The sequence below is a fragment of the Curtobacterium sp. PhB25 genome (genome assembly GCF_004365375.1).
Lineage (GTDB): Bacteria > Actinomycetota > Actinomycetes > Actinomycetales > Microbacteriaceae > Curtobacterium.
In genome coordinates this window covers 270,159-296,859 of the sequence record NZ_SODR01000004.1, presented here as the reverse complement: position 1 = coordinate 296,859, position 26,701 = coordinate 270,159, and the positions used below count along the sequence as shown (strand labels likewise).

Below are 26,701 nucleotides of genomic sequence, written 5' to 3'. Positions count from 1 at the left end.
CACTTCCGGGTCATAACGGTCGGCACCCTACTATCGCGGTCCGATCGGATCGCCTCTGTGCTCCGGAACGTGCCCATTAGCCGGTCGACTACCGGGCGAGCCGCGGTCGTCTTGGCGAGCAGATGAGGGATCACGGGCAATCCGTTCTACGGTGTTGCAATGACGAGTGACGTCGAGGGCGGACCTGGCTGGGTCATTCGGTGCGCTGACCTTCGGCCAGCGATCACCGATCTCGCGAAGTTCCGTGACGGCATGGCAGGTGACCCGCTGGTTGCAGTCATTGAACTGTTGTGGACCGGTCACGCGCAGAACGCCCTCGAGCGCCTCGAACGACTCCCAGAGAGCATGCGCGTGCGAGCACTGATCGCAGACTGCAAACGTGATCTGGGTGATCACCTCAGCGCGGTCCGGGAGTATGACCGACTCGTTGCGGAGTGCGCTGGAACAGCCCGCGAGGCCGTCATGCGGCAACACCGAGCGAAGGCGTTGCTCGCCGCCGGCAGCGCGGACCGAGCAATCGAGGACTTCCGTCAAACGGTCGAGCTCCGACGCGGACACGACACCGCTCTTCTCGCCTCAGCCGAGCAAGGTCTCGCCGCGGCTGAAGCAGCCGCACTCCGGCCACCGCTGGCGTAGCAACCTGTCTCGCTGACGGATCGGTCATCGGGCGCGACGTCGGTCAAGCAACTTCTGCAACGAGGTCCGCTCGCCCTTCGGTCGCATGATGCCGATGTGCGTCCTAGCCTGTCCACATGGGTCAGTCTCGGGACACGAGGACGATGAGTTGTCTACGCCGAGCGGCCCTCCCCGCTGTAGTCGTCTCTGCTGGCGCAGTCTTCGCGGTCGGGATGTTCAGCCTCGGGATGATCAGGTTCAGCTACGTGGACTGGCGATCCGTGGCTTTCGCTTCACAGATCGCTGTCCCATTGGGAGTCGCGGTCGCCGCGGTCGTCACTCGGGTGGGGATAGTCGTGCGGAACCGCGCCGAGGACGCACCCGCGGCACATCCGGTGCGTCGTGCATCGGTCGTGGTGGGAGTGCTTGCGTTGATCGCGGCCAGTCTGGGCGGTCTGCTGTTGACGGCGGGCGGTTGGCAACTTGTCCTGCCGGCGGCAGCCGTCTGCGGGTGCCTAGCCGCAGGATGCGCAGCGCTGGTTCTGCGACGACCGAGAGCGGACACTCGAGACGACGAGTCAGATGGGGACCGGGTAGGGCGCGTCCGTTAGTCAATCGGCCAACGGGACATCGCTGGCCCGTAACGTTCGACGCCGCGCTCTTATCGTTGGGCGATGGATCTCGATCACGTTTGGCCCTTGTTTGGGCTGCGCCTCATCACTCCTCGGCTGGAACTGCGGCCCCTGCGCGACGAGGATCTTCCTGGGCTCGTCGACGTGGCCCTGTCCGGCGTCCACGATCCCGCTCGGATGCCGTTCGGTGTCCCATGGACGGACGCAGAACCGACAACGTTGGCTCGTTCTCTCGCGCAGTACCACTGGAAGCTCCGGTCCGGGGTGAGCCGTGACTCGTGGGGTGTGAGCTTCACCGTGCTTCACCAGGGGACACCGGTCGGGGTCCAAGAGCTGCACGCTCGCCGCTTCAACGCCCGCAAGACCGTCGAGAGCGGCTCATGGCTCGCCCTCGAACATCAGGGCCACGGGCTCGGGACCGAAATGCGGGCGGCGCTACTGCTGTTCTCGTTCGACCATTTGGGAGCTGAGTGGGCGGAGTCGAGCGCAGTCGCTTGGAACGAGCCATCCCTTCGGGTGTCCGCGAAGCTCGGTTACGAGCTCAACGGTGTCACTCGCGCCCAGACCCGCGCCGATGAGGTCGTTGACGAGGTCAGGGTGCGCTTGAGACGGGAGGACTTCGCCCGGCCGAGCTGGAGCCTGATGACTGAAGGGGTCGAAGCAGCGACCGAGTTCTTGATGTAGTCCAACAGGCGAGCGCTCGGCGGTCCGGTAGCCGATCCGCTATCGGTAGACGATCCGACAGCACACGCCGTTGCTCGGCGGCCCCGGTAGAGTCGGCGCGAACGCCGAAGTCGACGAGATGGGGGTCTCGATGCGCACGATCGCGTCGGTTGCCATGATGGCCGTTCTTGCTTTCACCGCTGTCGGTTGCACTGACAGTTCCGGACCCGACGCCACTCCGGTCCCGTCCTCTGGTCAGCCGTCGGCTTCGACGTCTGCGGTCTCCGAGAGTGCTCCGCCGGAAGATCACGGGAGGACCGTGACGGCGAATGGAAGCGTCACCGGCGGTCCCTTGTCTTTCGTTTACACCGTGGCATCGGGGGACGCCGTGACAGGAATCGCTGCGCGTTTCAGTCTCTGTACTGCCGACATCTACCTCGCCAATGAAGAGCCAGAGGTATACGGGCACGAGCTGGCCGTCGGTCAACAGCTCACTATTCGCCGGATGGCCGGGCCGGGTCATACAGCGGAGCAGTGCGACCAGCCCTACCCCGACGGCGTGTACTGACCATGGGGATCGCGCCTTGAAGGGTCCGTCTGTAGAGCGCGGCTGGAAGTCGACACGAAGTGCGGTGTTGTTCTGGGTTCTCGCGGTGCTCGGGCTGCCCATCATGGCCGGCGCGTGGTTGTGGCTCAGTCTTGCCTCGTTGGAGGAAGCTACCGAACAGCCGAAGGCTGTTGCTGCGGGCACCACGATGGCTGGCACGACGCTGCTCATGGGCGGCATCCCGCTGGTGCTCACCCATGTCCTGGGACTAGTCGTCCTTGGCGCGGTTGCCGTCAGCGGGCGGTACCGCCGGTGGACTGGAATGATCGCGGCCCTGGTTGCAGTCGCTGTTGCCTCCGCGACTGGAATCACGTTCGTGTTGATCCTGAACGGCGGGCAGCTGCTCACTTCGGTGAGTGGTTCATACGGTCCGTAGCCCCTACCAGCGCGCAACATGATGCTGGGGTCCCTCGACATGGGTGGGCCGACGAAGCCAGATGCGTTCCGGCGTCCGGTAGCGGATCGGCCACCGGACGTGCGCAATCGGCGAGAGAAGCTAGTTGGTAACGGCGTCGCTACCGGCGCGGTGGAAGGCTACGAGCATCTCGACGGCGGCGCCTTCCTCATCGTTGAACCGACTAACCAGGTCCCGTAGCTCTCGTTGGAACTGCTCCTGCCGAGCAGCGGACAGCCGCATCGTCGCAACCGACTCCCCGAACCGATCGGCGACCGGGGCTGCGTAGTACGAGGCCAGCGCACCCTCCAGGATCGCTTCGCTCACTGACGCACCAGAGTCGGACTCCTCCCGGAAACTGATCTCGACCGTCCGCCCCGTCGCGCGATACGGCACCTCACGAGAGTTTCGCAGGCCCGGCCGCGCGAGGCCGGCCTCGACCAGCCCTGCGTCGACGAGCACTCGGAGATGATGCAGCACCGTACCGGGGTTCATGCCAGTACGACGCGCCAGCTCACTGATCCCCGCAGCTTGGCCAGTGAGCAGCGTGAGAAGACGCACCCGAAGGGGATGCGAGAGAGCCTTCGCTTCCAGGTGAGTTGCGGGACGACGCTCGGACACGACGCCACACTACTTCCCCTGTCGCCACTCGTTGAGTATCGTCAACGACTAGTCATTGAGAAATCACAAGGAGTGCGCGTGCGGTTGCAGTGGGATGGGCTACACAACGCTCGGGACCTCGGAGGCCTGGCCCTACAGGCAGGCGGTAGAACCCCACATGGCGTCTACGCACGGTCGGACCATCCGCTGCACCTGACGCCTGAAGGCTGGGAGCAGCTCGCCGACTACGGCATCCACACCATCGCTTCACTCGAAACCGCAGGCCTCGACGGCGAAGCTGCGCTGCGATCGAATCGGCCGATTGAACTACCTCACGACCTCGCCGTCGAGGTTCTCCGTCTGCCGGTGGAGGACGCCGCGGATCAGGAGTTCATGGCGAAGTGGGCGCGGACCGGGCTCTGGGGCACCCCCTTGTACTTCGCGGACGCTCTTCAGCGGTGGCCGCGCCTGTACGGCGACGCGATCAACGCCTTGGCGCTGGCCGATTGCCCCGTGCTATTCCACTGCGGTCGGGGGCATGATCGGACGGGTATCGTCGCCCTACTCCTCCTCACTCTCGGCGGCGTCCGGCCCGAGGCGATCGCTGAGGATTACCTCCTGAGCTCCCGGAATCTTGAAGCGCAGGACCCGCGCTCGGTTCAGATGCTCGAGAACGCGCTCCGTGACCACGGCATCACCGCGTACGCCGCGATCGCCGCTGCCATTGGCGTCGTCGACGCTAAATGGTTGGACCGTGCGGGCGTGCGGCCCGACGCGATCGCCGCTCTTCGCGCTCGATTCAGCCCCGACGCCACCTCGTCTCGGTAGCCGATGGTCGACCGGACTCACCGGAAGTCGCGTCTCCACGCCTCGAGCCAAGGAAGAACGTCACGGAGGTCCTTGGTGTCAACGGCGGCGGTAGCTGCGGCGCGTGCCGTCGAACCGGCGTTCAGAGCGAGTGAGGTCGGCAGCGCATCGAACAGAGGGATGTCGGAGCGACTGTCCCCGACGGCGCAGCACTGGTCGATCGGGACTCCGCGCTCCGCCGCGAGCTGCAGTGCGCGGTCTCGCTTGTCGTACTCGTTGAAGTGTTCGGCGACGGTGCCGTCATAGACGGTGCCGACCACCTGAACTCGCGGGCCGCCGTTCATCGTCAAGTGGTGACGCTTCGCAATCGCCTCACTCACCGGCTGCCACGCAAGGGAGGCAAGGACGGGCTCGACATCGTGCTCCGTACACCAGGCGACCACCGCATCGATCCCGTCGATCAGGGGAAGATCGTCGAGCCAGTCGGCAACGACACGTGTCTCCACACCACGCCAGCCTTCGGCGTCGATGACGCTGACTTGCTCGTTCGTCAGTTCCCCAGCGGCGTAGCGCTCCTCGGCGGCGTCGAGCTCGTGCTGGTGTCCGAGACGCTCGGCAAGGAAGCTACTGCTCGACATCGACGGAATCAACGTGCCATCAATATCGAAGAAGACCATCCCTCGTGTGCTCATTCTCGGAGCGTAGTCAGGCGCACACCACTTCCGCTGTCCCGTTAGCCGGTCGGTCGCCGGACAGGTCAGGGACGATCGTTTCTGACGTGGTGCGCTGAGTTGCCCCTCTCCATCAGCCGCCACGACCCGCCTGTCAGCGGTGTGAGAGTCGTCACGACGTAAGCCGCCGCGACGATGCCGAATGCGAAAGCGAGTCCGATCGTGTCGGCGGCGAGCCCGCCGAGCAGGGCACCGAACGGGACGCCAGCCCACGCTCCCGCGTTGATGAGGCCGAAGACGCGTCCGCGCATGTGCTCGGGCACCCGCTCGAGTTCGACTGTCGCGAGGATCGGGTTGAGCGATCCCGCCGCGAGCCCTGCCAGCGCGGTCGCTGCGACGAGCACGGGCAGCGGCGCTCCGAGCGCGAACGCCAGACTGGACGGCCCGCCGGCGAGTGTGAAGCACACCGCAAACGTCACCCGCCGCGGCACCCGGTGGGCGACGAAACCGAAGGCGACGTTGCCGAGGAGAGCACAACCACCCATGGTCGCGACGAGCAGCCCCAGCGCTGCCGCGCCTCCGAGACGGTCGTTGGCGTAGAGGGGAAGCAGGGTCGATCCGCGAGCGGCGTCGAGGAGGTTCGTGATGAGCACCAGCCCGACCAGCAGCCGCATCAGCGGGTCCCGCACGACGAAACGAGCACCCTCTGCGAGGTCGCCCCAGAAGGACGCGCGCCGCGCGCCCCCGATCCCCGTGTCTGCTTTTGCTGCCTTCGCATCGCGAGGGACGAGCGCCCATGTCAGTACCGCCGACACCACGAAGGTCGCAGCGTTGACGAACAGTGACGCGATCGGGCCGACGGCCGCCACGAGGAGGCCCGCCAGGGAAGCGCCGACCAGCTTCGCGAAGCGCTCGGACCCGTCGAGGAGGCCGACACTGCGCTCGACACGGACACGAGCCTTCTGGGTCAGGCCCGGCAGCATCACGCGGCGAGCGGTCTGCCCTGGGGTGTCGAGGAGGCCTCCCACGAAGACCAGCGCCAGCAGCGCCCAGAACGGCAGACCGACGGTCAGCGCCAACACCGGCATCGCGAGGACGGAGGCACCGCTCACGACGTCCGCCACGATTGCGGCGCGACGGTGGCCGACCCGGTCGACGACGACTCCGCCGAGTGGGCCGCCGATGATCACCGGCGCGGTCGCGAACGCTGCGGCGACGCCGATCTCGACGCCGGAGCCGCCGAGCGCGAGGACGTAGAAGGGGACCGCGAAGGCCGTGACCACGTTGCCCGTCTGCGAGACCGCGTGAGCGGCGACGAGGGCGACGAGGGCTGCGCGGGCCACGCGACTCGACGTACCGGCTTTGCCGTCGCCACCCTTGTCGGATGCGTCGCTCTGCGCGGCGTGAACGTGCGCGGGGCGCTCGTCGGGAGCGGGCGTTTCAGTGGGCGGGGTGTTCTTAGTCACGCGCCCGCACCACCTGGGTGCCGGTAGGCGTGGTAGGCGAGGACGACCGTCTCGGCCCCGTCTCCCGCGTCTGGGCTGTGTGCGGCGCCGACATCTACCCAGCGGTCGACGACGGACTCGAGTTCGGCGCGCAGGGCGGCAAGCTCCGTCACGGTGAGGCGGATCGCGCGGTCGCCGCCAGCCGCTGCCGTGACCCACTCCCGCGGCAGAGCCGGTCTGGCGTCGACGTACTGGAGGTAGCGCGCGGCGTTCGCCTGGACGATCGACTTCTCGAGGGCGGCCGATGCGCTGAGGCGAGCTGGGTCGTCGAGCAAGTCGGCCGGCTCCCACGAAGTGAGGGGTGCTGCAGCCTGCCACCAGCGCTCGCGCCGGTCGGCGCTTTGCGGCTCGGCCGCCTGGATGAGGTCGCTCGCGGCGAGCTTGGATAGGTGGTAGCTGACCGTGCCCGGAGCCTCGTCGACGACGTCGCCGAGCTGCGCCGCAGTCTGGGGACCTCGCTCGCGCAGCAATCCGAGAAGGCGCAGGCGCGTTGGATGGGCCAGAACCCTCATCGAAGCAGCGTCGGTGAGGGTCGAACGGAGCGTGTCGCGAGAGGCCATACGAGTAAGCTAGTTGCGCAACTGTTCTTGCGCAACGGATCTTGTCTACTTGTTCGAGTCGCTAGTGACCAGGTCGCACCGGACGCACGGGTTGAGCGCTTGAGGCGTGAGAGCCGCTTGTTACAAGGTGCTCTGATCCACCGCAAGGGGCGAAGGCTCTCGAACTTGCCGTCGATGACTCAGCAGGCAGAACCTGCCACGCCTGGCCAGTCCAGGCACGGCGTCGACCGTCTCGGTAGCCGGTCGGTCACCGGTGCAGATTTGGACGCCTTGAGACGAGCGCCAGAACCCAGCAGCTACGTGGGTGTGAGCGGCAGCGCCTCATGGCCCGGTTCGGGCATCGTTCTTTGGCTTGTTAGCTGACGCCAATGACAAGAGTGCTGCGGGCGGCTTCGATGACGTCGTTGGTGATGACGTCGAGTTCGTTGATGCGGAGCACGCGTTGGATCTGCGGGAGGAGTCGTTCAAGGAGGCGGAAGTTACCGCGGGTGATCCGTTCGATGGCGGCGACGGCTTGGGCGTCGGTGAAGTCGTCAGGGTCGAGGGTGTGGCCGAGCTTTCGCCACTGGCGTTCGAGGACGAACAGCAGCTCGTCGTGGCCGAGTGGGCGGTACTGGTGTGCGAAGCCGAGACGGCTGTAGAGCTGCGGGTAGTGCGCGAATTGCTTCTCGATGCCGGGCATCCCGATCAAGATCAGCGCTGTGCCTGTGCGGTCGTACTGATCGCGGAGCCACTCGATCGCGGTGGCGGTAAGCCGTTCCGCTTCGTCGACGATGACGAGCTCGAGCTGGGACGGTGGTTGACCGTGGCGGTAGCTGACGGTGTGACCGATGAGTCGGAGGTGTTCCTCGACGAGGATGTTCGTGTGGCGTAGGTCGTAGTCGAGCTGGTCGCGAAGGGACCGCAGGGAAGCAGCGACCTGCGGCGTGTAGAAGACGGTGCGCGCTCGGTGGGCAGCGGCGTAGACCTTGAGGTCGCTTTCGGATCGAGGACCCCATTGCTTGATGAAGGGTCCGATGAGGTCCCAGTGTGCGTAGCGGCGGGCCGAGAGCGTCTTGCCGACGCCGGCGGCGCCGAAACAGATTCCGATGGTCTGTTGCTTGCGAACGGCGTCGGCGAACTCCGTGAATCGACGGTGTTCCTTGGTGACGACGAACTGGTTGGGCATCACTGGTCCTCCTCGTAGGTACGGAGCCTCCGTCGGCGCTGCTGAGATACGGGCTCGGACGGTGGCTCCTGCGCTGGCGGATGTTCGACGACAGCGATGCGTTCTTGGATCTGTCCGCGGAGCGCTCGGCGGTGTGCGTTTCTCGCGGCCTGGATCTGTTTGAGGGAGACGGTTTCGCTCTGGTGTTCCGGGTTGACTGCGGTGCAGAGGTAGATGTTGCGGTGGAACACGCGGATCTCGGTGATGTCTCGTGGGTCGTAGCGGATCGTCACTGTCGCCCCGACGAACGGTGCCAGTGTTGGTGACGTGTAGCGAAGGCCCTGGAAGCGGATGCCGTCGCGTTGCACGATCCGGGACGCCGGCACGGTCAGGAGAAATCCGTCGAGCTGTTCGAGGGAGTCGGGCATGCGGGCCAGCCAGCCGCCAGCGATCCATGCGTCCACCGGGGACTGTTTCGTTTCCCGGTGAATGCGAGTGTTGTAGCGGCCGATGAACGCCACGACAGCCGCATCGAGGCCAGCGAGGTCGAGGACTGGTGACGGAGCGGGCGTCTTCGTCGTCAGGTGGCCGGGCAGGCCGGTGAGCAGTTCCGTGTTGACGGTGCCAAAGAACCGCTCAATCTTTCCGCGGCCTTGCGGTCGACCGACTGCGGAGTGCACGATCCGAAGGTGCAGTGATCCGGCGGTTGCACTGAGTCGGTGGCTGGTGAAGTCGGACCCGTGGTCGACGTAGAGCACGTCGGGGATGCCGCAGATGGGCCAATCGGGTTGGACCTTGTGCCAGATCGCCTGCCGGAGAGCGAGCGCGGTGTTCGCCGCCGATGGCGCACCGAGGAACACCAGATACCCGCACACCGCTCGGGAGTAGTCGTCGAGGATGACGGTCAGCCAAGGACGAGCCGGCCTCCCGTCCGGGCCGACAATCAGGATGTCGAGCATCGTGTGATCGGCCTGCCAGACCGCGTTCGGCTGGTGCGCTCGACGCCGGAGGAGCAGCTCGTGTTTATCCCGGTACGACGCCGGCCCGTCGAGCGCCAGGGTCACCATCCCTGGGTCGAGAGCGCGCACGATGTTCTGCACGGTCGAGTACGACGGTGCATCGGCGTCGCGGCCAGCGCAGCGCTCGACCAGGCGCCGGTGGATGGTGGCGATCGAAGGTCGTGGCCGGGTCAGGGCCAGTGCCTCAACCAGAGCCACGAGATCCGGCGATGTGCGCCTGACCCCACGATCCAGGCGAACACTGTCGGAGAGCGCGTCGTAGCCGCCTGTTCGGTAGCGGGCGAGCCACCGCGTCAGGGTCCGACGCGGCACACCCGTTGTGCGGACGAGCTCGGCAAGCGGAATCGCGTCATCGACATGCAGTCGAAGGATTCGCCACCGCTCGTCCGCGTCCACGGTCGCTACATCGACGGGGAGGGCTTGGTGCGTCGAGCGGTCATGACCTCGGTGTGCTTCGCGAGCGTGCGGTAAATGGTCGTCCTGCTGACTCCGAGGACGTCTCCGATCTGCGCGACGGTCATGTCCTGCTGCTCGTACAACCGGCGCGCCGTTCGGACTTGGTCAGAGGACAGCCGCGGTGGACGCCCGCCGGTGCGGCCACGGGCGCGAGCCGCAGCAAGGCCGGCATTGGTGCGCTCCTTGATGAGGTCCCGTTCGAACTCCGCCAGGGCCGCGAACACGTGGAAGACGAGGCGGCCGCCGGGCGAGGTGGTGTCAATGGTCTCCTGCAGCGACCGGAATCCGACACCACGGTCCGCGAGGCCGTGCAGCTGGTCGATGAGGTGCCGGATCGAGCGCCCGAGTCGGTCGAGACGCCAGACGACGAGTGTGTCGCCGGGGCGGATCTGGTCGAGGAGCTTGTCGAGTTCTGGTCGGTGCTCGAGTGACCCAGACATGGTGTCGACGAATACGCGGAAGCAGCCGGCAGCGTTCAGCGCATCGACCTGCAATGACGCGTCCTGGTCGGTGGTGGATACACGCGCGTACCCGAGGAGGTGCCCCATGAAGAGAACGTAGCGAAACTCGACCAGGAGGGGTAGAGGCGACACGTAGATTCCGGGACTGAGTTCCGCTACAAGACACGCCGTCTCGCATATTGCCGGAGCGTCGGTTCGGACAGTTGTAGCGGAATGGTTCGTATTCGCTACACCGGTCGCTTCAGTGCGGCAAGCTGGAGTGCTTGCACGGAACGTCGTTGTTGTTCCGCGCGGTGGCGGCCGTTGGCGGGAGAGGGGTGTGGCGCCGCGATGACGGGTATGAGTCTGGGGTGCTCGTCCAGGGTGAGATGCCGCATGACTCCGTCAAGGGCAACGGTCCCGTAAGTGACGATGGCGTCGAGCACGGGGAGCGCCTCGAGCAAAGCTCCGAGGGCGCGTCGCCCCTCGTCGATGTCCGCAGGTCGTACGCGGCCGGGGACTTCCCAGGGGATGAGGTTCCAGCGGAGGTACTCGTTGCGTGCGAGTCCGGACTCGATGCGGGCTGCTCGGAACGCGGCCGCGGTCGGGCCCGGGTTGTCCTCGCTGCAGACCGCCGCGTGCGCGGCGGCAATGGTCTGCGGGCCGGGCGACTGCATGAGGACCAGCACGCGGCTTGATGTGCCGCCGGATCGTGGGTCGAAGCTCGGGACGAACCGTCGCGAGCCGTCCGGTGCGGTGCGCCATGTCTCGGCGAGGGCGTTCAGCGATCGAACGTCCGCGAGCTCGTCCGCGAGCTCCTCGGCGGTGCTCACGCCGGCTGTGGTGGTGCCAGGAGGGTGCCTCGGATGACGGAGCCGTGGAAGGTGCGGGCGGCAACGGTGATCCACGCGGCGACGAGGCCGACGTAGTAGACAACTGCGAGGACCGCGACGACGGTGAGTCCGGAGTGCAGGGCCAGGCCGTTCAGGCCGGTGACGCAGGTCCCGACGGGGAACGTGAAGGACCACCAGGTCAGGCTGAACGGCAAGTGCTCTCGGGCAGTGCGGATGGTGATCGCGAGGGCGATGACGGTCCACAGCAGCGCGAAGCCGAGCATCGCGAACCCGTACACCAGCGCCACGACCAGCAGGGCGTGCGCGGTGCTCGCATCGACAACGGTGGGGGCGTTCGATGCGAGGAGGTTGACGGCGGTGATGGACTGTCCGACCGGCCCGAGGACGATCCACAGAGTCGGGACCATGCCCGCGGCGCCGACCTTGTGCTGCGCGAGACGGTTCCAGATCAGCGTGATCACCACCAGCGACGTGATGAGGCTGAGGCCGAAGAAGCCGTAGCAGGACCACAGCAGCGTCTCCCGCGCCTGCCCGGCGGGGGCGTACGGCAGCAGGAGCGCACCGGTGGAGGCGGACACCATCGGCGGGACGATCGGCATCAGCCAACCGCCGAACGCGGAGTCGGGCGTGTTCTCGTGGCGGGTGAACGCCAGGTACGGCACGAGTACTGCCGTGAGCAGTCCTCCGATGGTGCCGATGCTCCAGAGCACCCAGTCGACGGTGACGGCAGCCGGGAGGCCGATCCAGTCCTTGCCGAGCAGGATCGTTCCGGCACCAACGGTGAGGAACGCCATCGGCGGTGCCCCGTAGAAGTGGGAGATGACCGGGTGCAGGTGGTGCTTCGCTGCGGTGCTCCGGTAGCGGATCCAGTGCAGCACCGTCGCGATCGTGAGGGCGACGAGCAGGACTGCGGCGATCGCCCATACGACCGTCGCCGCAGTGCGCAGACCTGGGAACTGCAGCGGCAACGACGCAGCCGCGACGGCGACGATCCCGGTCCCCATGATCGATGCGAACCAGTTCGGGGTCAGGTTCGACACGATCAGCCCGGGCCGCTCCAACTCCCGGAACAACCGCCGTTCTTGCACACCATGCTCGGAACGTGCGGGTGCGGGTGCGTGGGCGAGGTGAGCGGACATGCACCCAGCGTGCGCGTGTTTCCCATGGTTCGGGAACGGCGAACTCGTTGGCGGGGCACAATGTTTGCTTGTGGCACTGCGACGGCTGACCGACCGGACCCTGGACCTCGACACTCTCGAGGTCCTCGTCCGCGTCGCGGAAACCGGTTCGTTGACCCGCGCGGCCGAAGTGTTGGGGGTGACACAGCAGGCGGTGTCTGCGCGACTGCGTGCCGCGGAGCAGGCGATCGGTCAGCCGCTGGCGCACCGGAGAGCATCCGGGACAGCTTTGACCGACGCCGGCCGGGTGGTGCTCGGTCTGGCCGTTCCGGTGTTGGAGGCGTCGCAGCGGCTCGAAGCAGGACTTGTCGCGCTTCGAGAACCGGCGGGATCCCTCGTGGTCGCAGCGTCGCAGACGATCGCCGAACTCTTGCTGCCTGGATGGTTGCTCACCCACCGTGCTGCCGCGCCCGATGCGTCGGTCCGATTGATCGCGGGCAACTCCACCGCTGTGATCGACCTTGTTCGCTCCGGCGCTGCCGACGTCGGATTCACGGAGACCCCTGCTGCGCCACCTGACCTCTCCTCTCTGGTGGTCGACGAGGACGAACTCGTGGTTGTCGTCGCTCCGCACCATCCGTGGGCGCGGGCTTCGAGCATCACCGCGGATGACCTCGCGGAGACGCCGCTACTGCTCCGTGAGGAAGGGTCCGGCACCCGCGCCACGGTCGAGGCGTGGCTCGACGATGCGGGCCGCACCCTCGTTCCGCCAGCGGCGGTACTGGAGACGACGGGCATCATCCGCGCCAACGCTCGAGCGGGCATCGCTCCGGCGGTGATGAGTCTCCGCACCGTGGGCAGGGACCTCGCCGACGGTGCCCTCGTCCGAGTGCCGCTGCTCGGCCCGCCGCTGATCCGGTCGCTGCGTGCGATCTGGTCGGGCCACCCCGGGCCTGCTGTCACGGCGTTTTTGGACACCGCTCGCAGCTCGAGTGCCGGTGGTCAGATCAGTCCGTAGGGCAGATCCGGGTGCTGCTCGGCGATCTCGGTGAGCCGGTTGTACTTCGCGACCCGTTCGCCGCGGGCGGGTGCGCCGGACTTGATCTGCCCAGTGCCGGTCCCGACGACGAGGTCGGCGATGAACGTGTCCGTGGTCTCCCCGGAACGGTGCGACACCATGCTGGCCATCCCGATGCTGGTGGCGGTGGCGATCGCGCCGAGGGTCTGGGAGACGGTGCCGATCTGGTTCGGCTTGATCAGTGCCGCGTTCGTCAGGTGTTGCTCGCCGCCGTCGCGGATGCGTTGGGGGTCGGTGACGTAGAGGTCGTCGCCGACGATCTGGATCCGGTCACCGAGCGCCGCCTGCATGCGGCGGAACCCGTCATAGTCGTCCTCAGCGCACCCGTCTTCGATGCTGCGGATCGGGTACGTGTCGATGAGCTGCCGGTAGTAGTCGACCAACCCGTCCCGGTCGAGGCTGTCGTCGAGCATCCGATACGAGCCGTCTCCGAGGGAGAACTCGTTCGCGGCCGGATCGAGGGCGATCGCCACCTGGTCGACGCCCGGCTCGTAGCCTGCGGCGCGGATCGCGGTGACCAGCAGGTCGAGCGCTTCCTCGGGTGCAGCGATCGATGGTGCGAAGCCGCCCTCGTCGCCGAGGCCGAGGCTACCGAACCGGTCCCGCACCAGGCCCGCGAGAGCGTGGTACACGTCCGCGCCGATGCGGACAGCGTCGGCCATCGATGAGGCGTTGACGGGGGCGATCATGAACTCCTGGAAGTCGAGCTTGTTCGCTGCGTGCGCGCCGCCGTTGAGAACGTTGAAGTGCGGGACCGGCATCCGCGGCGTCGAGCCGGTGATCTCGGCGATCCACTGCCAGAGCGGGAGGCCCGCGGCGTGTGCGAGCGCCCGGGATGCGGCGATGGAGGTTGCGACGACGCTGTTCGCGCCGAGCCGGCGGTACCCGGTGGTGCCGTCGAGTTCGGCGAGGGCGGCGTCGACCTGTCCGATTGCGGACCACGATCGCCCGGTGAGGAGGCCTGCAATGTCGGTGTTGATCAGGTGGAGCGCCTGGGTGATGTCGCGGCCGCCGAACGCTGTTCCGCCGTCGCGGAGCTCGATGGCTTCGTGGGCGCCGGTGGATGCGCCCGCGGGGGCGTCGCCGGTGACGGTGCGGCCGTCGTCGAGTCCGAGCAGGACGCGGACGGTCGGGTAGCCGCGGGAGTCGAGGATACGGGTGCCGTGGACGGCGTCGATGGTGACGGGGTGGTCGTGGTGGGTGACGTACTCGCCCTGGTGGGCTCCGTGGTGGTGGATGCCGCTGATGTAGTCGTTCATGGTGACGCTCCTTCTGGTCGGGTCATGCGTCGTGGTCGTGCGGATGGAAGGGAAAGCCGCGGGGAGGCGGAGGGGACGACCTGCTGGCGATCACTCAGCGCCAGTGCCTCCCCGCGGCGGTCAAGGGGCCCGTGGATCACGGGTGTCGGGTGTGGGCTTCCTGTGCAGTGCGGATGACGGCTTCGGCAGCAGGACGGTTGGCCCACCCGTTGGTGGTGACGTGCTTGCCGTGTTCGATCTCCTTGTAGTGGGAGAAGAAGTGCTCGATCTCGATGAGGGTGTGCTCCGGGACGTCGCTGATGTCCTGCAGGTCTTCGAACCGGTCGTCGCCGGCGGGGACGGCGAGGATCTTGTCGTCGCCGCCGTTCTCGTCGACCATGCGGAGCATCCCGACCGGCCGGACCGTGATGACGACGCCCGGGAACGTCGGTCGGGGCAGCAGCACGAGCGCGTCGAGGGGGTCGCCGTCATCGCCGACCGTGTCATCGATGGAGCCGTAGTCCTGGGGGAACACCATGCTGGTGAACACGGCCCGGTCGAGCCGGATCCGGCCGGTGGTGTGGTCGACTTCGTACTTGTTGCCGCTGCCGCGGGGAACCTCGATCGTGACGTCGAACAGCATGGGAAGGCCCGTTCCAGGATGTGGGGTGGCGGTCACAGCAGACCGCCGAGGAGGATGCCGGCGATGGCTGCCGCGACCGAGAGGACGAGCATCCCGAGACCGTTGACGGCTGCGGCGGTGATCCGGCCGCTGCGGGCGAGGCGGACCGTTTCGAAGCTGGCGGTACTGAACGTGGTGTAGCCGCCCATCACCCCGGTGCCGAGCACCGCCACGGGGGCTGCGCCGAGGTGACTGGCGGCGCCGACGATGAGCCCGAGCAGCAGCGACCCGGTGATGTTGATCGTCAACGTGCCGACGGGGAGCCGGAACTCCCGGCCGGTGTTGATCAGCCCGTCGAGGAGGAACCGGCCGGCAGCGCCCACGCCGCCACCGGCCGCGACCGCGAGGAGGATGCCGGCGTTCATGCGGACACCGTCCGGGGGCGGAACCAGCCGGCGACCACCAGTCCGACCGCGGTCGCGATCGCACCGGCTATGACGGTCAGTAGCGCGTACCCGGTGCCGGCGAGACCGTGGCCGGTGAGGAACAGTGCGGCGGTGGACTCAGCGAGGGTGCTGTAGGTGGTGAAGCCGCCGAGCACTCCCGTGCCGAGCAGCAGACGCAGGACACGGCGGCGGCCCGCGTCGGGACCGCGATGCGCCAACGCTTCCAGGAGCACCCCGAGCAGCAGCGCTCCGCTGATGTTGATCCAGAAGATCGACCAGCTCACCCCGCCGTCTGCTGGGAGCAGCGCACTGATCACGTCGCGCAGGAGTGTGCCGACCGTGCCACCGACCGCGACGAGGCCGACGTACCGCCACCGCAGGTGCACGGGCCGCATGGCCGTTGCGGGGTCGGAGACGTCCACATCCGGGTCGGAGGGGAGCTGATCATCGGGCATCGGGGTGTCCGTTCGGGTGGTCATGTTCCGCCTTCTGCCGCGACCAGCGCCGCGGCGTGGTGCGCTGCTACCGGATCCAGGAACGCCCCACCACGCGGGACGAGAGCACCCGTCGGCGTAAGCTCATACTGCAGCGGCTGCCCGGTGGGCAGGTTCAGTGCGTGCAGTTCCGGGTCCGTGAGGTCGTCGATGCACGCGCACATGGCGCGGAGCGAGTTGCCGTGCGCGACGACGAGGACGCTCCGACCCGACCGCACCATCGGTAGAAGTCGGTCCTGCAGCACGGGTCGGACCCGATCGATGACATCGGAGAGGGCCTCGGTGCGTCGGAGGGCAGCGTCTGGCAGGTCGCGCAGCGCGGAACTTGACCGCAGCGCCGTCCACACTTGCAGGGACATCGCCGGCGGTGCGCCGTTCCGAGACCTGCGGAGCCGGGTGTACTCGTCGTCGCCGAGCGTTCGGCGCGCATCGGTCTTCGTCATCCCCGTCAGTGCGCCGTAGTTGCGTTCGTTGAGCTGCCAGACCTTCTCCGTCGGGATGGCGATGCCGAGGGTGTCGATGATCAATTCCGCAGTGTGCACGGTGCGCTGCAGCGTCGACGTGAGCACCTGGTCCGGGATGCTGCCTGCTGCCTGCAGGAGCCGCCCCGCGGTCACGGCCTGCCGTTCACCCTCGACGGTCAACGGTTCGTCGCGGAGGCCAGTGAAGGTGCCAGCCCGATTCGCGGTGCTCTCCCCGTGGCGCAGCAGCACCAACCGGCCCGTCACGACGCATCCCACGGCAGGGCGCTCTCGAACCCGACCGGAGCGTGTGGGACGACCACGACGGGACGGTGCTGCTGGTGCGTCAAGCGGGCGGCGACGGAACCGTTCAAGAACTCCGCAACCCGACGCCGGCCCGTCTGCGACCCGACGACGATCATCACCGCGTCACGCTGCTCCGCCACCGCAGCCAACGCCCGGCTCGGATCCCCGACCCGGATGAGAATCTCCACTCGAACAGACCGCGCTGCAGCGAGATCGTGGATGACGGCGACGTCGCGGTCGGGCAACTGCTGCGGTTCGGTGTCCGCCGTGTCCGGATCGATCGGTTCGATGATCTCCGAACCGTCCCGACGAGATCCCGCGCTCAGCAGCGCCGGATCCACCGCAACACACACCACCGACGCACCGAAATGCTTCGCGATCAGCGTGGCAACGCCGACAACGCCCTCCACCTGCCCGGACTGCACACCGACAACAATCGTGCGGGCGGAGTCTGCCTCACCCATGTCATCTCCCTATCTCGGGCACGCTGACGCGCACCATGCTGAGATAGGGACTGTTGTCGACAGCTGTCGAGGTTGGGTCCGGCAAGCCCCACTACCGGGTCCGAAGACACCACCAGTATGCACCCACCACCACGCACCACGACAGAAAAATCCTCGGACTTTTTCTGAACCTCGGACTTCTTCTGAAGGGGAGTGCCTCTGGCACGGTACGGTCGCGCGATTCCTACCCCTGTGCTGATCGATCGGCTCGCCGCCAGAGACAGCGCATACCCCCAGGGGGTACAGTTCTGTTCGGTCGACCTCGCATCGGAACGTGCTCCCGCTGCAGCCCGACGATCCGCCACCCCTCGTCCTGATCGAAGAATCGATGCTCACCACCACCGCCTCCCCGCGTCGCCGGCTGCTGTTGCGGGTCATGGCGACGCTGGCGCTGCTGCTGCTGGTCGGGTTCACGGTCCTGATGCACACGATGGCCGGCCACACCGCCGGCCACGAGCACCCGATGGCAGCTCCCGCCGCCACCACCGGGCACGTCCATGCCGTCGGAAACCGCCACGGGGAGCATGCCGCTCCCGCGGCCGCGGTGCTGACGGTCCTCACCGACGCCGGCTGTGACAGCGGCCTGTGCGCGCTGATGTGCTCGCTGATGGGGATGGCGTGCGCGCTGACGATCGCCCTGTTCGCATGGGCGCTAGTGCGCGCACGGACCGGCGGCGTCCTCGCGCTGCTGTCGCGACTGCTTGCGCTGGCTGACCGGCTGCCGCGCCACATCGCAGCACCGAAACCACCGTCACTGACGGCACTGCAGATCATCCGCATCTGATCCTCCCCCTGCGGGACCACACCGCCGCAGGGCGGCTCCCGCATGCCCAGAACCGGGAGGCATCCGCCTGCCCGGACCAATTGACGCATACACGGGAACGGACCTTCCATGCACACGACCACGACCACGCGCATCCTCGCGATCGCCGCCTCGCTCACCCTCGGCCTGACCCTCGCGAGCTGCTCCACCAACAACAGCAGCTCCGACGCGGGCTCGTCCGCCTCGTCGAGCTCGGCCGCGTCGGCGCACAACGACCAGGACGTGATGTTCGCGCAGGTGATGCTGCCGCACCACGAGCAGGCCGTCGAGATGAGCGACGTGCTCCTCGCCAAGGGCGACGGTGTTGACCCCAACGTCGCCACCCTGGCGAAGCAGATCAAGGCCGAGCAGGGTCCGGAGATCACTCAGCTCACCAGCTGGCTGCAGGGCTGGGGTGAGCCCACGGAGTCGGAGCACCCTGGGTCGGGGCACTCCATGTCCGGGATGATGTCCGATTCCGACATGACCGACCTTGACCAGGCATCCGCGAAGGACGCCGGGAAGCTGTTCCTGCAGCAGATGGTCCAGCACCACGAGGGCGCCGTCGACATGGCCAGGAGCGAAGTCGACAAGGGCAAGAACACCGACGCGGTCGCGATGGCGAAGTCAATCGTGTCGAGCCAGACCGAGCAGATCACGCAGATGAAGGACATGCTCGCGTCCAAGTGACACCAGTCGCGGGTCGAGGCGGGCAACGCAGTCCGCCTCGACCCGAGACCGGTTCTTCCCCGTTCGTGACCACCCTGTCGCGGCAGAACATGCCCGCGACGTGAAGAAGCAGGTGTACATGTTCGTGCTCAACGCAGTCGGTGACGCCCTGGTAGCAGCCGGCTCGATGGGGTGGGAGATCCTCTGGCCCCTCATCCTCGGCTTCACCCTCTCCGGCATCATCCAAGCCGTCGTCCGCACCGACCAGATCACCAAGCTCATGCGCGACGACTCCCCCCGAGCGATCAGCGTCGCAACCGGCCTGGGCGCACTGTCCTCGTCCTGCTCCTACGCCGCCGTCGCCCTCGCACGGGCGCTCTTCCGCAAGGGCGCGAGCCTGTCGTCGGCCATGGCGTTCGAGGTCGCCTCCACGAACCTCGTCGTCGAGCTCGGCCTGATCCTCGCGTTCGTCATGGGCTGGCAGTTCACCGCAGCGGAGTTCGTCGGCGGACCGCTGATGATCATCCTCATCGCCCTCGGGTTCCGGCTCTGGATGCGCGGGAAGATCGTCGACGCCGCCCGCGAACAGGCCGACAAGGGCCTCACCGGCACGATGGAGGGCCACGCAGCCATGGACATGTCCGTGCAGGGCGACCAGGGCTTCTGGCGGCGACTGTTCTCGAGGCCCGGGCTCACGAGCGTGTCGCAGTACTTCGTCATGGACTGGGCATCCGTCATCCGCGACATCGTCATCGGCCTACTCATCGCCGGCGCCTTCGACGCCTGGGTCCCGAAGGCGTGGCTGCAAGCACTGTTCCTCGAGGGTCACCCGACGCTCGCGTTCCTGATCGACCCGCTCATCGGACCGATCCTGGCGATGGTGAGCTTCGTCTGCTCCGTCGGCAACGTCCCCCTCGCAGCGGTCCTCTGGAACGGTGGGATCAGCTTCGGCGGTGTGATCAGCTTCATCTTCGCCGACCTGATCATCATCCCGATCATCATCATCTACCGGAAGTATTACGGCTGGAAAGCAGCCCTCCGCATCACCGGGATCTTCTACGGCGCCATGGTCCTCGCCGGCTACGCCGTCGAACTGCTCTTCACCCCGCTGCACCTCATCCCCACGAACCGGCACCTCACCATCGTGACGACCTCGATCAGCTGGAACTACACCACCTGGCTCAACATCGTGTTCCTGCTCGTCGCGGCGTTCCTGCTCGTCGTCTTCACCCGCAGCGGCTCATGGCCCATGCTCCGCATGATGAGTGACCACCCCGATACCCACGACCAGGCAAACGCCAAGCACAGCCAGCCCTGACCCGACCGGCCACGCCGACAGGGCAAGCTAGGCCACACAGCATTGTCGGAATCACGCCACAAGGCGTTCCCAGCCACATACGTGGGCCCGCGATTCCCGTATGACTGTCCCGCAAAAATGCCCGGTGAAGGTGCCTTAAACGCTACAGTCGTCGCATGCTCGTCGGATACGCCCGCGTCTCGACCTCTGGCCAGGACCTCGCCGCGCAGCGTGACGGCCTCCACTCGCTCGGCGTCGACCCCGAGAACGTCCACGTCGATCACGGCATGACCGGAACAAACCGCGAACGCCCGGGACTCCGCGAGGCCCTCGCCGCCGTGCGGAAGGGCGACGTCCTCGTCGTCACCAAGCTCGACCGACTCGCAAGGTCTCTCCCGGACGCTCGTGACATCGCGGACGAGCTGACGCGGAAGGGCGTGACGTTGAACCTCGGAGGTTCCGTCTACGACCCAACCGACCCGGTGGGACGGCTGCTGTTCAACGTCCTCGGGATGGTCGCGGAGTTCGAAGCCGACCTCATCCGCGCACGCACGCGCGAAGGCATGGCGATCGCCAAGGCCGCAGGCAAGCTCCGGGGGAAGAAGCCCAAGCTCTCCGTCTCACAGGAGAAGCACCTGGTCGCGCTGCACGGCGCCGGCACGCACACCACGAGCGAAATCGCCGAGCTGTTCGGTGTCGCCCGCTCGACCGTCTACCGGGCAATCCAGCGCGGCGGAGCGAACCCGCCCGCCAGCTGACGACACGGAGCGAAGCGAGAAGGACGACACAGAGCGAAGCTGCTCACACGCTGAGGGACATCACGAACGGCGGGCTGGCCTGCACCAGCCGATGGATGGACCGCTCGTGCTCGAGACACAAGTCACCCATCACTCCAGCGGTGATCTCTCCCCGTGCAAAGGCGATGACTCTCGCGTCATTCATGTAGATCGCCTGTGCTTCGAGCGGCCGGCTGGCCACGCGGTGGTCCTCTGCCAGCAGAAGGAACCCGCCGCGAGTGCCCTCGGCAATCCACTCTTCGTCGCGCATTCGTTGTGCGCGGTCGTCGCCGTACACCTCTGCGAGCGTGCGAGCGTCCCAGCCTGCTTCGCGGAGCCTGCGGACGAGGAGTCGCCCTCCGACAGATCGGTCGAGAAGAAACTGGGCAGACAGCACGATCACGCTGCCTGAACGAGCAGTGATTGCAACTCTCGCTTCGCCAGACCGAAGTCTTCGGCGACATCCGCCATCGGTTCTCCGGCACGGACGCGGCTGACGACACTCTCGACGCTCACGCCGATCCGGTCGATCGTCGGCTGGCCCGAGTTCCGGAGCGGATCAACGACGACCTCTGCCCGCTCGTAGGTCGGGAGTCGTACGGACTGGACGAATCCGTTGCGGTAGGTGATCGTCCGGAGGTACTCCGCGACGACGTCCCGGAACACGCCCTGCTTGTTCCGGACGACGACCAGCTCGTCGTCACCATTCTCGAACAGGATTTCCGCACCGTCAGTCTTGAGGCGTTCGCTCAATAGCGCGTTCTCGATGCCGATCTCGTTCCGGAGCGCGGTGATCGCCGGACGGATCCGCGCCATGGGCAGCCCGGCTCGGCGGAAGGTCTCGACGATGTACCCCTCGGCAAGGGCGTTGAACGGGACGGTGTAGCCACGTCCTTCGCGCACTCCGGTGAGGATCGGTTCGCTCCACCCCCACTCGCCTTCGCGCCGTTGTCGGAACTTGTGCCCATGGGCCCAACGCGCGAACGAACTCGACGGCGCACGGACGATCTGCGCGGCTTCGTTCAACGCGTAGATGGGGGTGGTGTAGACACCGTCGACGACCGACGTTTGCATGCAAGATACCGCCGACGGGGGAGCTGCGCAGCCCCTGGTCGGGAGTGTGCCGCTCTGCAACATCGCGAGCAGTGAGTGTCAACCCCCTGTATCGGTTGCAGAATGCACCTACCCTCGGTGCGCAGCCGAGATCCGGCTGGGTGCCCGAGGGGAACGGGTGCCACCAGTCACACCAGGGAGTGACACATGCAGCACCGCAGGATCAGGCGGACAGCACTCATCGCCGCACTCATCGGAGCCGTCGTCGTGGCGGCACCGCTCGGAGCGGGAACCGTTGCCTACGCGGGGGTCACCGCCCCGGTCGGCAACGTCGGCAAGTTCAAGCAGACCTTCGTCGAGAACTTCAGCACGACGGCCTCGGCGAACGGCCAGTTCGCGAAGACCTACGCGAACTCGTGGCAGCCCTACCCGGACGGGACGGGCGGCACGTACTACTCGGGCTCGCAGGTCAGCGCCCGCAACGGCTACATGGACGTCACGCTCGACGGCAAGCACGGAGCCGCGGGGACCTTCGGGGCCCCGAACGGCGCCTGGTCGCACGTGGGCGGCAAGTTCAGCGTCCGCGCCAAGGCCACCGGCGGCGACGGGAACGGTGCAGCGTTCATGCTGTGGCCGTCGTCCAACGTCTGGTCGGACGGCGAGATCGACTACCCCGAGGCGAACTTCGAGGGGTCGCCGATGCTCCACCACCACTCGATGGTCGCCGGGCAGGAAGCGAACTCGACGAGCATGAGCACCGGGGTGACCTGGCGCAGCTGGCACGTCTACTCGGTCGAGTGGATCCCCGGCAAGTCGGTGCAGTACCTGCTCGACGGCAAGGTCATCAAGACGGTCACGTCGAACGTGCCGAAGACCGCGCACCGGTACATGTTCCAGGTCGGCAACTGGGGTGCCGCCGGGCACCTCGACATCGACTGGGTCAGCACCTACGCGTACACGGGCTGACCCACAGCAGGTCAGCTGATCGCGATCGTCCGGGCGATCGTCCGGGCGAACGTCCGCGCGACGGGCGGAGCGGCGACGATCGGTCCGATCGCTGCGGCACCGTCCGGGGTCGCCCGCCATGCCTCGTAGGCGTCGTGGGCGGCCCCGCTCGTCCAGGCCTCGACGACGACCATGCGCGTCGGGTCGGCGTCGTCGACCAGCACCTCGAGGGACTCGCAGCCGTCGAACGCGCGGGTCTGCGCGAGCGTCTCGCGGATCGCCGCCTCGACGGTGTCGGCGGGGACGTCGCTCCGGAACTGGACCTCGAGCAGGACGGTGATCGACATGTGGTGCACCTTTCGTCGGCAGTGTCCGACTCAACCCGCAGCGGCGCCGACCTGTTCCGGATCGGTCAGCGAGCCTGTCGTCAGTGGACGAACCGGAAGCGGATGGTGTCGCCCGGGCGGAGCTGCGCGGCACGGTCGACCGACTCCGGCGTGAGGACCGCCACGACGGGGTAGCCGCCGGTCACCGGGTGGTCGGCGAGGAACAGCACCGGGAAGCCCTCCGGCGGGACCTGCAGCGAACCGGTCTCCACCCCTTCGCTCGGCAGCTCGTGCGTCACGGCGCGGACGAGTGGCTGCGGAGCCGTGGTGCGGACCCCCACGCGGTCGCTGTCCGACCCGACGGTGAAGTCCTGAGCGGTCAGGGTGTCGCGCCAGTCCGGCGTGAACCAGTCGTCGCGGGGGCCCGCGGTGACGTCGAGGACGACCGGGTCGTCCGGCCAGTGCTCGTCGGGTTGCGGCACGGCGTCGACGATCGGCCACGAAGCGCGCGCGTCGCCGATCGGCAGGACGTCACCCGGCGACGACGGCGGAGGCCCGAGGCGTGCGAGCGAGTCCCACGAGCGACTGCCCAGTACGGGCTCGACCGCGAACCCGCCGAGGACCGCGATGTAGGAGCGCAGCCCGGCGGTGGCCGTACCGATCCGGAGCGTGTCACCCGGTGCGAGCATCAGGACCTCGTGCGAGGCCGCACCGCGGACCCGGCCGTCCGCTCGCGCGATCTCGACCGGGCAGGCGGCCCCGGCGGTGGCGACGGCCACGTACGCGTCGGTCCGCAGCGTGACGGAGCCGAGCAGGGCCTCCAGGACGGCCGCATCGGGACGGTTGCCGACCAGCCGGTTGGCCAGCGCTGCGGACCCGCGGTCGGCGGCGCCCGCCGCGCCGAGGCCCATGTCACTGAAGCCGGGGCGGCCCAGGTCCTGCGTTGCCGCGCCGTAGCCGACCTGCAGGACGGTCAGCGCGCTCATGCCACACCCGCGTCGACGAACCGGACCCGTGTGCCAGCGGGTGCCAGCGCCGGCGGTTCCCGGTCGAGCGACCACATCGGCACGTCGGTGCGGCCGATGAGCTGCCAGCCGCCAGGGGAGGCGCGGGGGTAGACGGCACTGAACTCGCCCGCCAGTGCGACGGCACCGCTCGGCACGGCGGTGCGCGACGTGCTCCGGCGAGGCAGGTCGAGTGACGGCTCGGTGCCGGTGAGGTAGCTGAAGCCCGGGGCGAAGCCGCAGAACGCGCTCGTCCAGAGCTGGCCGGTGTGCCACGCGATCACGCGGTCGCGGCGCATGCCCGTCAGGGCGACGACCTGGTCGAGGTCCTCGCCGTCGTAGACCACCGGGATGACGAGCGGGTCCGTGGCGCTCGCCGCATCGGCGTCGGCGGACGGGACGACCCGTTCGAGTGCGCTGCGGAGTCTCGCGGCGTCGGTCGTCGCCGGGTCGTAGCGGAGCAGCAGTGTCCGTGCGCCGGACACGACCTCGGTGAGGCCGGGAAGCCGAGTCGCGGTCAGCCCGGCGCGGAAGGCGGCGACCTGCGGCAGGGAGTCGAAGGTGGCGAGCAAAGCGGAGCGCCCAGCGGGCCGGAGGTCGAGGACGGTCACGGTGCGAACGGCGCGATCGCGACGCCGTGCTCGGTCAGCAGGGCTCGGATCGCGCGCGCCATCGCGACGGCACCGGGGGAGTCGCCGTGCACGCAGACGGAGTCGGCGCTGACCCGCAGCTCGGAGCCGTCGACGGCGGTCGCGACCCCGTCGGTGACCATGCGGAGGACACGAGCCGCGACCTCGTCCGGATCGTGGAGCACCGAACCCGGCGTGCTGCGGGACACCAGGGAGCCGTCGGGTTCGTAGACGCGGTCGGCGAAGGACTCCGCTACCGCGCGCAGCCCGTGGCGTTCGGCAGCGAGCAGGAGTTCGGAACCCGGCAGCGCGAGCACCGCGAGCGAGCTGTCGACGTCGGCGATCGCCCGGACCACGGCCTCGGCCTGGACCGGGTCGGCGCACGCCGTGTTGTACAGGGCGCCGTGGGGCTTGACGTAGGTGACCGCGGTGCCGGCGACCCGCGCGGTGGCGGCCATCGCGCCGAGCTGGTGCACGACGTCGGCGTGGAGTTCGTCCGGGGTGACGTGCACCGGACGGCGGCCGAAGCCGGCGAGGTCGCGGTAGGCGACGTGCGCACCGATCGCGACCCCGCGCTCGGCGGCAGCGCGGGCGGTGGCGAGCATGATCGTCGGGTCGCCGGCGTGGAATCCGCAGGCGATGTTGGCGCTCGACACGAGGTCGAGCATCGCGGCGTCGTCGCCCATCGTCCAGGCGCCGAACCCCTCGCCGAGGTCGCTGTTCAGGTCGATCGTCGTCACGGGGACTCCCTGTCGTCGCGGGTTGTTGAACAATCTACCGAGCGGCGACTCCGCTGTCGACCGATCGGGGCACGCGGCTGGTGGGTGGATTCCGAGCAGCGGCACGTAGCGTCCGAGGTCAGCACCTGCCGGGGGCGTCGCCCTCGGTTCGACCACTGCACTGGAGCAGACCATGACCGACAGCAGCAACACGCACGACGACGACGCCAAGGCCCCCGTGAACGACTCCGAGGGCACCGAGAAGCCGGGCGGGCTCGGCGACGACAACACCATCCCCAACGACCCGGACGGCCTCGCCGCTGGGCACGTCGGGGACGACTCGCATTTCAACCCGGAAGAGGACGGCGAGAAGTAGGGTCGTTCGTCGACTCGGAACGACGTCCTCGTTGTCGTACGACGACGTGGACGTCGTTCCACGTCGACCCGGTGTCGTTCCACGTCGACCCGGTATCGTTCCACGTCGACCCGGTATCGTTCCACGTCGACCCGGTATCGTTCCACGTCGCCCCCCCCCCCGACCGCCCGAAAGTCCCCTACAGCACCCGCTCCAGCAACCGCAGCGTCCCCGCGATGTCCACGTTCCGGTCCAGCAGCCACTGCACCTGCAGTCCGTCGAACGCCGCGATGATGAGCGACGCCACCTGCTCGAGGTCGGCGTTCGTGTGCCGGCCGGACGCCGCGAGCTCGTCGTGCAGCTGGGCGACCAGGTTCCCCCGTGCCTCGTCGAACCGGGCGGCGAAGAACTCCCGCGCCGTCTCGTTGCCGGACTCCACCGACGCCCCGAGGAGGGTCGTGTAGAGCGTCACGAGTGCCGGCTCGCTGACGTTCCGGTCAGCGACGAAGGCCAGCCGGGTGAAGACCCCGGCCGTGTCGCCGAGCGCCCGGTCCGAGGCGGCATCGCGTTCCCGCAGGACCTCGACCAGCAGCGCTTCGCGGGACGAGAAGTAGTGCTTCAGTGCCGCGTGCGAGACCCCGATCGCATCGCCGATGGCGCGCAGCGAGGTGCCGTCGATCCCGCGCGAGGCGACGACGTCGAGCGTCTGGTCGAGGATCTCCCGCCGACGCTGCACGCCCTTGGCGTAAGGGCCCCTGGTGCCGATTCCATCGTTGGAGGTCACGCCTGCCAATGTACCGGCGCAACAATCGGGACAAAAACTTCCGGTCGGAGGTTTCCGGTGCTACAGTCCCGATCACCTAGCAGCACTAGGTATTCGAGGGCCCCGA

Annotated in this window: 33 protein-coding genes; 11 read left to right on the top strand and 22 right to left on the bottom strand. The window is 67.7% G+C overall.

Annotation, left to right across the window (positions count from 1 at the left end; translation table 11 throughout):
• Positions 1-159: 159 nt before the first annotated feature.
• The 3 genes from EDF51_RS10335 to EDF51_RS10320 all read left to right on the top strand — a co-directional run bounded on the left by EDF51_RS10335 (position 160) and on the right by EDF51_RS10320 (position 2,893).
• Complete coding sequence (locus EDF51_RS10335) at positions 160-636, top strand: hypothetical protein (protein WP_131847106.1); 477 nt, start codon at positions 160-162, stop codon at positions 634-636.
• A gap of 653 nt (positions 637-1,289) precedes the next feature.
• On the top strand, positions 1,290-1,931 hold the full coding sequence (locus EDF51_RS10330; protein ID WP_131878054.1) for a GNAT family N-acetyltransferase: 642 nt from the start codon (positions 1,290-1,292) through the stop codon (positions 1,929-1,931).
• Positions 1,932-2,494: 563 nt separating this feature from the next.
• Positions 2,495-2,893 carry a hypothetical protein gene (locus EDF51_RS10320; protein WP_134194774.1) on the top strand — a complete coding sequence of 133 codons (399 nt, stop codon included), beginning with the start codon at positions 2,495-2,497 and terminating at the stop codon, positions 2,891-2,893.
• A gap of 120 nt (positions 2,894-3,013) precedes the next feature.
• On the opposite strand, the gene EDF51_RS10315 is transcribed toward EDF51_RS10320, so the two are convergent.
• Complete coding sequence (locus EDF51_RS10315) at positions 3,014-3,532, bottom strand: helix-turn-helix domain-containing protein (RefSeq protein WP_132048354.1); 519 nt, start codon at positions 3,530-3,532, stop codon at positions 3,014-3,016.
• Positions 3,533-3,610: 78 nt separating this feature from the next.
• Here EDF51_RS10315 and EDF51_RS10310 point away from each other — a divergent pair, with 78 nt between their 5' ends.
• Entirely contained in the window at positions 3,611-4,339 is a 729-nt protein-coding gene (locus EDF51_RS10310) for a tyrosine-protein phosphatase (RefSeq protein ID WP_166673525.1), read from the top strand.
• Positions 4,340-4,356: 17 nt separating this feature from the next.
• Here EDF51_RS10310 and EDF51_RS10305 read toward each other — a convergent pair whose 3' ends face one another.
• The 8 genes from EDF51_RS10305 to EDF51_RS10270 all read right to left on the bottom strand — a co-directional run bounded on the left by EDF51_RS10305 (position 4,357) and on the right by EDF51_RS10270 (position 12,043).
• On the bottom strand, positions 4,357-5,010 hold the full coding sequence (locus EDF51_RS10305) for an HAD-IB family phosphatase (protein ID WP_134194770.1): 654 nt from the start codon (positions 5,008-5,010) through the stop codon (positions 4,357-4,359).
• Positions 5,011-5,075: 65 nt separating this feature from the next.
• Positions 5,076-6,332 carry an MFS transporter gene (locus EDF51_RS10300; RefSeq protein WP_134194768.1) on the bottom strand — a complete coding sequence of 419 codons (1,257 nt, stop codon included), beginning with the start codon at positions 6,330-6,332 and terminating at the stop codon, positions 5,076-5,078.
• 119 nt (positions 6,333-6,451) lie between these two features.
• Complete coding sequence (locus EDF51_RS10295; protein ID WP_134194766.1) at positions 6,452-7,054, bottom strand: helix-turn-helix domain-containing protein; 603 nt, start codon at positions 7,052-7,054, stop codon at positions 6,452-6,454.
• A 355-nt stretch (positions 7,055-7,409) separates the two neighbouring features.
• Entirely contained in the window at positions 7,410-8,222 is an 813-nt protein-coding gene (locus tag EDF51_RS10290) for an AAA family ATPase (protein ID WP_123293741.1), read from the bottom strand.
• Positions 8,222-9,616, bottom strand: a complete 1,395-nt coding sequence (locus EDF51_RS10285; protein ID WP_134194764.1) for a Mu transposase C-terminal domain-containing protein — start codon at positions 9,614-9,616, stop codon at positions 8,222-8,224. The genes EDF51_RS10290 and EDF51_RS10285 overlap by 1 nt, the downstream gene beginning before the upstream one ends.
• Before the next feature lie 5 nt (positions 9,617-9,621).
• On the bottom strand, positions 9,622-10,224 hold the full coding sequence (locus tag EDF51_RS10280; protein WP_123293853.1) for a recombinase family protein: 603 nt from the start codon (positions 10,222-10,224) through the stop codon (positions 9,622-9,624).
• Positions 10,225-10,364: 140 nt separating this feature from the next.
• A complete protein-coding gene (locus EDF51_RS10275; protein WP_079238225.1) occupies positions 10,365-10,949 on the bottom strand; it encodes a uracil-DNA glycosylase family protein in 585 nt (194 codons plus the stop codon).
• Complete coding sequence (locus EDF51_RS10270; protein ID WP_243837114.1) at positions 10,946-12,043, bottom strand: TDT family transporter; 1,098 nt, start codon at positions 12,041-12,043, stop codon at positions 10,946-10,948. Before EDF51_RS10270 ends, EDF51_RS10275 begins: the two co-directional genes overlap by 4 nt.
• A 136-nt stretch (positions 12,044-12,179) precedes the next feature.
• On the opposite strand from EDF51_RS10270, the gene EDF51_RS10265 reads away from it, so the two are divergent.
• Positions 12,180-13,106 (top strand): LysR family transcriptional regulator, encoded by a 927-nt coding sequence (locus EDF51_RS10265; protein WP_134194760.1) that lies wholly within the window; start codon positions 12,180-12,182, stop codon positions 13,104-13,106.
• Here EDF51_RS10265 and eno read toward each other — a convergent pair.
• The 6 genes from eno to EDF51_RS10235 all read right to left on the bottom strand — a co-directional run bounded on the left by eno (position 13,091) and on the right by EDF51_RS10235 (position 17,197).
• On the bottom strand, positions 13,091-14,425 hold the full coding sequence (gene eno, locus EDF51_RS10260) for a phosphopyruvate hydratase (RefSeq protein WP_208321838.1): 1,335 nt from the start codon (positions 14,423-14,425) through the stop codon (positions 13,091-13,093). The genes EDF51_RS10265 and eno overlap by 16 nt on opposite strands.
• Positions 14,426-14,561: 136 nt before the next feature.
• Positions 14,562-15,047, bottom strand: a complete 486-nt coding sequence (locus tag EDF51_RS10255) for an inorganic diphosphatase (RefSeq protein ID WP_134194758.1) — start codon at positions 15,045-15,047, stop codon at positions 14,562-14,564.
• Between the two features lie 32 nt (positions 15,048-15,079).
• Positions 15,080-15,451, bottom strand: coding sequence for a CrcB family protein (locus EDF51_RS10250; RefSeq protein ID WP_071295098.1), 372 nt, complete (start codon positions 15,449-15,451; stop codon positions 15,080-15,082).
• Positions 15,448-15,951, bottom strand: coding sequence for a CrcB family protein (locus EDF51_RS10245; RefSeq protein WP_235035968.1), 504 nt, complete (start codon positions 15,949-15,951; stop codon positions 15,448-15,450). Before EDF51_RS10245 ends, EDF51_RS10250 begins: the two co-directional genes overlap by 4 nt.
• The gene (locus EDF51_RS10240) at positions 15,948-16,694 is read right to left on the bottom strand and encodes a 2,3-diphosphoglycerate-dependent phosphoglycerate mutase (RefSeq protein ID WP_134194756.1); all 747 of its coding nucleotides are present in this window, start codon (positions 16,692-16,694) and stop codon (positions 15,948-15,950) included. The genes EDF51_RS10245 and EDF51_RS10240 overlap by 4 nt, the downstream gene beginning before the upstream one ends.
• A complete protein-coding gene (locus tag EDF51_RS10235; RefSeq protein WP_134194754.1) occupies positions 16,691-17,197 on the bottom strand; it encodes a universal stress protein in 507 nt (168 codons plus the stop codon). Before EDF51_RS10235 ends, EDF51_RS10240 begins: the two co-directional genes overlap by 4 nt.
• Positions 17,198-17,510: 313 nt before the next feature.
• Here EDF51_RS10235 and EDF51_RS10230 point away from each other — a divergent pair, with 313 nt between their 5' ends.
• The 4 genes from EDF51_RS10230 to EDF51_RS10215 all read left to right on the top strand — a co-directional run bounded on the left by EDF51_RS10230 (position 17,511) and on the right by EDF51_RS10215 (position 20,762).
• Positions 17,511-18,020: a hypothetical protein gene (locus EDF51_RS10230; RefSeq protein ID WP_134194752.1), complete on the top strand. Its 510-nt coding sequence runs from the start codon at positions 17,511-17,513 to the stop codon at positions 18,018-18,020.
• A 108-nt stretch (positions 18,021-18,128) separates the two neighbouring features.
• On the top strand, positions 18,129-18,728 hold the full coding sequence (locus EDF51_RS10225) for a DUF305 domain-containing protein (RefSeq protein ID WP_134194750.1): 600 nt from the start codon (positions 18,129-18,131) through the stop codon (positions 18,726-18,728).
• Positions 18,729-18,828: 100 nt separating this feature from the next.
• Positions 18,829-20,025, top strand: coding sequence for a permease (locus EDF51_RS10220; RefSeq protein ID WP_208321837.1), 1,197 nt, complete (start codon positions 18,829-18,831; stop codon positions 20,023-20,025).
• 155 nt (positions 20,026-20,180) lie between these two features.
• A complete protein-coding gene (locus EDF51_RS10215) occupies positions 20,181-20,762 on the top strand; it encodes a recombinase family protein (RefSeq protein WP_134194747.1) in 582 nt (193 codons plus the stop codon).
• 43 nt (positions 20,763-20,805) lie between these two features.
• Here the strand turns inward: EDF51_RS10215 and EDF51_RS10210 are convergent, their stop codons facing one another.
• Both EDF51_RS10210 and EDF51_RS10205 read right to left on the bottom strand, forming a co-directional pair.
• Positions 20,806-21,177 (bottom strand): hypothetical protein, encoded by a 372-nt coding sequence (locus EDF51_RS10210; RefSeq protein ID WP_243837119.1) that lies wholly within the window; start codon positions 21,175-21,177, stop codon positions 20,806-20,808.
• Between the two features lie 2 nt (positions 21,178-21,179).
• Positions 21,180-21,917, bottom strand: a complete 738-nt coding sequence (locus tag EDF51_RS10205; protein WP_131846574.1) for a DUF433 domain-containing protein — start codon at positions 21,915-21,917, stop codon at positions 21,180-21,182.
• Positions 21,918-22,040: 123 nt separating this feature from the next.
• Here EDF51_RS10205 and EDF51_RS10200 point away from each other — a divergent pair, with 123 nt between their 5' ends.
• Positions 22,041-22,799 (top strand): glycoside hydrolase family 16 protein, encoded by a 759-nt coding sequence (locus tag EDF51_RS10200; RefSeq protein WP_134194743.1) that lies wholly within the window; start codon positions 22,041-22,043, stop codon positions 22,797-22,799.
• 11 nt (positions 22,800-22,810) lie between these two features.
• Here EDF51_RS10200 and EDF51_RS10195 read toward each other — a convergent pair whose 3' ends face one another.
• The 4 genes from EDF51_RS10195 to EDF51_RS10180 all read right to left on the bottom strand — a co-directional run bounded on the left by EDF51_RS10195 (position 22,811) and on the right by EDF51_RS10180 (position 25,477).
• Positions 22,811-23,125: an antibiotic biosynthesis monooxygenase family protein gene (locus EDF51_RS10195; protein WP_134194741.1), complete on the bottom strand. Its 315-nt coding sequence runs from the start codon at positions 23,123-23,125 to the stop codon at positions 22,811-22,813.
• 80 nt (positions 23,126-23,205) lie between these two features.
• Positions 23,206-24,090 carry a biotin-dependent carboxyltransferase family protein gene (locus tag EDF51_RS10190; RefSeq protein ID WP_134194739.1) on the bottom strand — a complete coding sequence of 295 codons (885 nt, stop codon included), beginning with the start codon at positions 24,088-24,090 and terminating at the stop codon, positions 23,206-23,208.
• Positions 24,087-24,719 carry an allophanate hydrolase subunit 1 gene (locus tag EDF51_RS10185; RefSeq protein ID WP_134194737.1) on the bottom strand — a complete coding sequence of 211 codons (633 nt, stop codon included), beginning with the start codon at positions 24,717-24,719 and terminating at the stop codon, positions 24,087-24,089. The genes EDF51_RS10190 and EDF51_RS10185 overlap by 4 nt, the downstream gene beginning before the upstream one ends.
• Positions 24,716-25,477 carry a 5-oxoprolinase subunit PxpA gene (locus EDF51_RS10180; protein ID WP_134194735.1) on the bottom strand — a complete coding sequence of 254 codons (762 nt, stop codon included), beginning with the start codon at positions 25,475-25,477 and terminating at the stop codon, positions 24,716-24,718. The genes EDF51_RS10185 and EDF51_RS10180 overlap by 4 nt, the downstream gene beginning before the upstream one ends.
• A gap of 172 nt (positions 25,478-25,649) precedes the next feature.
• Here EDF51_RS10180 and EDF51_RS10175 point away from each other — a divergent pair, with 172 nt between their 5' ends.
• Positions 25,650-25,832, top strand: a complete 183-nt coding sequence (locus EDF51_RS10175) for a hypothetical protein (RefSeq protein WP_111086656.1) — start codon at positions 25,650-25,652, stop codon at positions 25,830-25,832.
• Between the two features lie 178 nt (positions 25,833-26,010).
• Here the strand turns inward: EDF51_RS10175 and EDF51_RS10170 are convergent, their stop codons facing one another.
• A complete protein-coding gene (locus EDF51_RS10170; RefSeq protein WP_134194733.1) occupies positions 26,011-26,595 on the bottom strand; it encodes a TetR/AcrR family transcriptional regulator in 585 nt (194 codons plus the stop codon).
• Between the last annotated feature and the right edge of the window lie 106 nt (positions 26,596-26,701).